At 61.7% G+C, this 3,975-nt stretch carries 2 protein-coding genes and 1 pseudogene; 2 read left to right on the top strand and 1 reads right to left on the bottom strand.

All coding sequences use genetic code 11. The features are described 5' to 3' along the window. Window positions 1–97: 97 nt before the first annotated feature. Window positions 98–328: pseudogene (locus ACIQU6_RS43940) on the top strand (IS4 family transposase); the annotation flags it as partial. 169 nt (window positions 329–497) lie between these two features. Here the strand turns inward: ACIQU6_RS43940 and ACIQU6_RS43935 are convergent. Further along, window positions 498–3,200 (bottom strand): M60 family metallopeptidase, encoded by a 2,703-nt coding sequence (locus ACIQU6_RS43935; protein WP_403488223.1) that lies wholly within the window; start codon window positions 3,198–3,200, stop codon window positions 498–500. Window positions 3,201–3,722: 522 nt separating this feature from the next. On the opposite strand from ACIQU6_RS43935, the gene ACIQU6_RS43930 reads away from it, so the two are divergent. After that, window positions 3,723–3,975, top strand: a 253-nt coding sequence (locus ACIQU6_RS43930) for a hypothetical protein (protein WP_403488221.1), incomplete at its 3' end; no start/stop codon positions are given.

Genomic DNA, 3,975 nt, shown 5'->3' with positions numbered 1-3,975 from the left:
AGATGTCCTACCAGCCCTTCAACCGCCCCCTCGACCTACTGAAACTCCCCTGACCTGCCCAAACATCCCAACACCCGGACTTTGCAACAGCCCTGATCAAAGAGGGCGCGGTGCTGTACTGCGCTCGAAGTCCCCGGACATGATCGAGCAAGAGATCTGGGCGCTCCTGCTAACGCACTATGCAGTCCGGCATCTGATGTGTGAAGCAGGCGACCAGGCCGACATCGGCCCCGACAGACTGTCTTTCCTCCGCTCACTGCGCATCATCCGCCGTCAGATCACTGACCAGGCGAGCTTTTCCCCCTCAGCGTCTCGCGAAAGCCCTTGAAGTAGCCCAAGCGGAAATCCTCGAAAGGCCCAACCCGCACCGGCGCCACCGCACCAGCCCACGAGCCGTCAAACGCATCCACGTCCACGCCTACCGGAAGAAACAACGTACCGAAACCACCATCCGCCACCCCGACCCACCGGACATCAAAATCCTCGTCGTTTCTTAACTACGCGGCATTGCTTGTTGGGGCTACCACTGTCACATAAGGAGAATAATCCGACCATTCAGTTGCAAACTGACATATCGCAAGCTGCACGTAGCCGTAATTATTTGCGATATCCAGGCTGATGTGACCATCCGGCTTCACAGGGTCATCCAATTCGCGTTCCATCTCGTCCACGGTGACGAGACGGAACTTGACCTTCAGTTTCGCGCCGGGAAATCCTGATCCTTCTACGTGAGAAACGGTGTCCCGCCGGACCCATGTCGCGCTGTCGATCAACGGCTTCTCAACCCCGGGAAAATCGACCACCGGGAAATCGTAGGGTCCGTAGTCTCGGTCTTCGTATTCAATCCGGGCCCGCAGGGTGTCGGGGCGGTACAGCCAGTCGTCCCGGAGGTGATCGTTCTCGAACGTGCCGTCACTACGGATTTCGGCGAAGTGGGGCCAGGAACCGTAACTGGGGTTGACTGCAATTTGGGCACCCACGCCCTTTGGGGTCCCGCGCCCGGTAACCCATATTTTCCCGTCAGGCATCCGCACTGCTGACAGCTGGGACACGCCTGGCCTGTCCACGACCTTGATTTCACGGGTGTCGATGAGGTTGCCGCTGACCCGTACCTTGAGGAAGGCCTGCCCGTCGGCGAGGAAGTCGGTGGTGAGGTGGTCGTTCTCGAACACGAGGTGTTCATCGGCGGTGGCAATGTCGCGCCAGCCTGCCCAGGCGTGCTGCGTCTGGACTATTCCGCTTCGGGGCCAGGCGTGCCCGATGACGTGCACCTTGCGGTCGCCGGTCCAGAACGCCACCCCACCCAACACTCGCCCGGCGCTGCTGCCTTTGAATACAGGTCTGGTGGTCGGGTCTGTATCCGGTTGGGAAAGATTCAGTGCGGCGATCTCCTCGAGTGTCTGCCGGTCGGGCCGCAGGCCCCATTTGGTGAAGTATTCGGACAGATCTTTCCTGGCGGCCTTGCTGGCTTCGACCTGGAACAGCTTCTTCCTGCCTGCAGGGCTGCCGGGATCTTCGGCCAGCCGCACCGCTTTCTCCAGGTTGGGGTAGAAGCTGTCGCCGAAGGCGACCCGGAGTTGCTCGAACATGACCTCCCGGATACGGCCGGGTACGGTGTCTGGGTTGTCGAATTCGCGCTCCTGGTCGGGCTTGGCCAGATAGAGCACCGCTTGGTCCCAGTAGCCGGGGCCGACTCCGACGCCGGGGAATGCGCCTGGTTCGTGCCACAGGCGCAAGGCGGCCATCCCGTAGATGTTGACGGTGACCTCACTCAGGCTCCCGTCCCAGTTCCACGTCGGGGACTGCCGGTGGTGCCCGAGCTCATGCCAGAACACCCAGCCGTCCTTGACGCTGCCGGCCTCAAAGAGCCCCTTGGAGGGGTAGGAGATGACGGCACGGTATGTGCTGGCATTTGGGGAGACGCCGGTGCGGGTCTCGACGAAGAGCGGGCGCAGCGGGCTGGGGCGGTTGCGGAGTGTGCTGCTGTCCAGTCCGGCGATTGCATTCTGCGCCTCGATGCCCCTGTCGAAGGCATCCATCAAGGCAACCGCGTCCCTTCCCTGTGCCTGCCTGGCGCTGGTCAGGGTGCCGGTGACTGTTATGCGCGAGCTAGTGAGTTCCACCAGCGGCACTGTTGAGACATCCAGCATGGCCTGCCACTGTGCGTTAGTGGTCACTCCTGCCCGGAAGAAGGGCATCGGTTCGGCCGCGGGCCCCAGAGCCACGGTGACGGCGGGTGCGCTCTGGTCGATGTCGCCGGTGACGTAGCGCAGGGAGAGAATTCCGCCGTACGAGTAGTCCGCGACGGTATTGGCCCCGCGCGTGAGCCTGCGGAACATGACGCCGCGGTCAGCTGCAGTATTCCACGGCACGACCAGGGAGGGGGTGCCTATCACCAGTTCCAGCGACGCCCCACCCATGTCTCCGGTAACGTTCACCGTCAGATCGGTCTGCGGGTTGAGGTAAAATCCGGTCGGCTGCCAGTCAGCCCACTCAAACCTTTGTGACACCCGCACAGCTTCAGATTCAGCCGACGGCAGGGGAGAGATCGTCAAGGATCGTGGCTGGGGGAATATCCCCGGCTGACCCTGCTTGTAGACGGGAATTACCTTGGTTTCCTGTGTCGGGTAGGGCGGGGTGCCGTACCGCAGTTCTACTTTCAGCATCTCCCGGCCATCGGCCAGGTAGCCGTCGTGAAGGTTGGGGTTGGAGAAGGTGCCGTCGGGCCGGACAGTGCCGATCGAGGGCCATTCCCCTGTGGGGGTAAGCGCATGAACGTTAACACCCGGCGGGTACGCACGCCCGGCCACCGATACCTTTCCGTCAGCTAACCGCACCGCCGACAGCTCCGAGACCTTGGTTTCCCGTGTCGGGTAGGGCGGGGTGCCGTACCGCAGTTCTACTTTCAGCATCTCCCGGCCATCGGCCAGGTAGCCGTCGTGAAGGTTGGGGTTGGAGAAGGTACCGTCGGGCCGGACAGTGCCGATCGAGGGCCATTCCCCTGTGGGGGTAAGCGCATGAACGTTAACACCCGGCGGGTACGCACGCCCGGCCACCGATACCTTTCCGTCAGCTAACCGCACCGCCGACAGCTCCGAGATCCGGGGCTCAGCAAATTCCTCGTCCACACTCGTGCCACAGGAGAACAGGGCCTCTGGCTCGACCGCACCTGATTCTTCTACGAAATCGGAACCATTCATGCCGCACTTCCTTTGTCTAAGAGTGTTGTTCAAAAGGGCCTTACATCTTCGAAGGTCGGGCCCGCAGTCGGGGAGCTCTGGTGCCGGCGAGTCGATCAACATGTACTCTTGGACGCCGTAGCCTTAAACCGGTAGATGCCGAGTCAAGTGAGACATTTACGTGAGTGTGGCGTCCATGTTGGGCATGAGGGTGTCACTCCTGCCATGGCCCATCACGGTAACCCGACTAAACGGGATGTCCACCCAAGGCTGGCGGATGAGTCGCGTAATCATGATTCGGGCTCCTCGACAGATGGCGTCGACCGCGCGGCCCTCGTGATAGCGCCGGCCGGGGATCGCAGCCCGCATCGTCCATATATTCATTGAGCTCCTTCAACTCGACCACCGATCGAGTGGCGAGCTGTGACGCGACGACTGGAAGCACCGATGGCAGTGATACCTACTCCCGCGAGAGCGAGGGGAAGAAGTTCATCGCATCAGAGCTCCGTAGTTGCATGACCTGCGATAACGTCGTCACAGGTCATGCGAATCACGCTCTACTCTACTACTGCGCTATCACAGTTGCCCTGTCATGCGCAAATTGCCCGCTGGGTCATGTCGAGCCTCAGCATGCTGGCCGTCCGCGCCCGCGGACACTTCCCCAACGAAGCCGCGGCTCTCAAGTGCAGGGCTGTTGCAAATGCCGTGCTGGTGAAACTGGGTCCGCTGGATGTTGACCGGGTCGTTGATCTGCGCCCCTACCTTGACTCGGTGCCCGACCCGCGCTCGCGACGGG

Origin of the sequence: Streptomyces sp. NPDC090442 (assembly GCF_044769405.1) — a bacterium.
GTDB lineage: Bacteria > Actinomycetota > Actinomycetes > Streptomycetales > Streptomycetaceae > Streptomyces.
Note: the sequence above shows the minus strand (reverse complement) of the source record. Positions and strands in the feature narration are given on the sequence as shown.

What these genes read in the sequence shown, in the direction of transcription:
- ACIQU6_RS43935 (WP_403488223.1), bottom strand. Translation starts at nt 3,200, where the DNA reads ATGAATGGTTCCGATTTCGTAGAAGAATCAGGTGCGGTCGAGCCAGAG.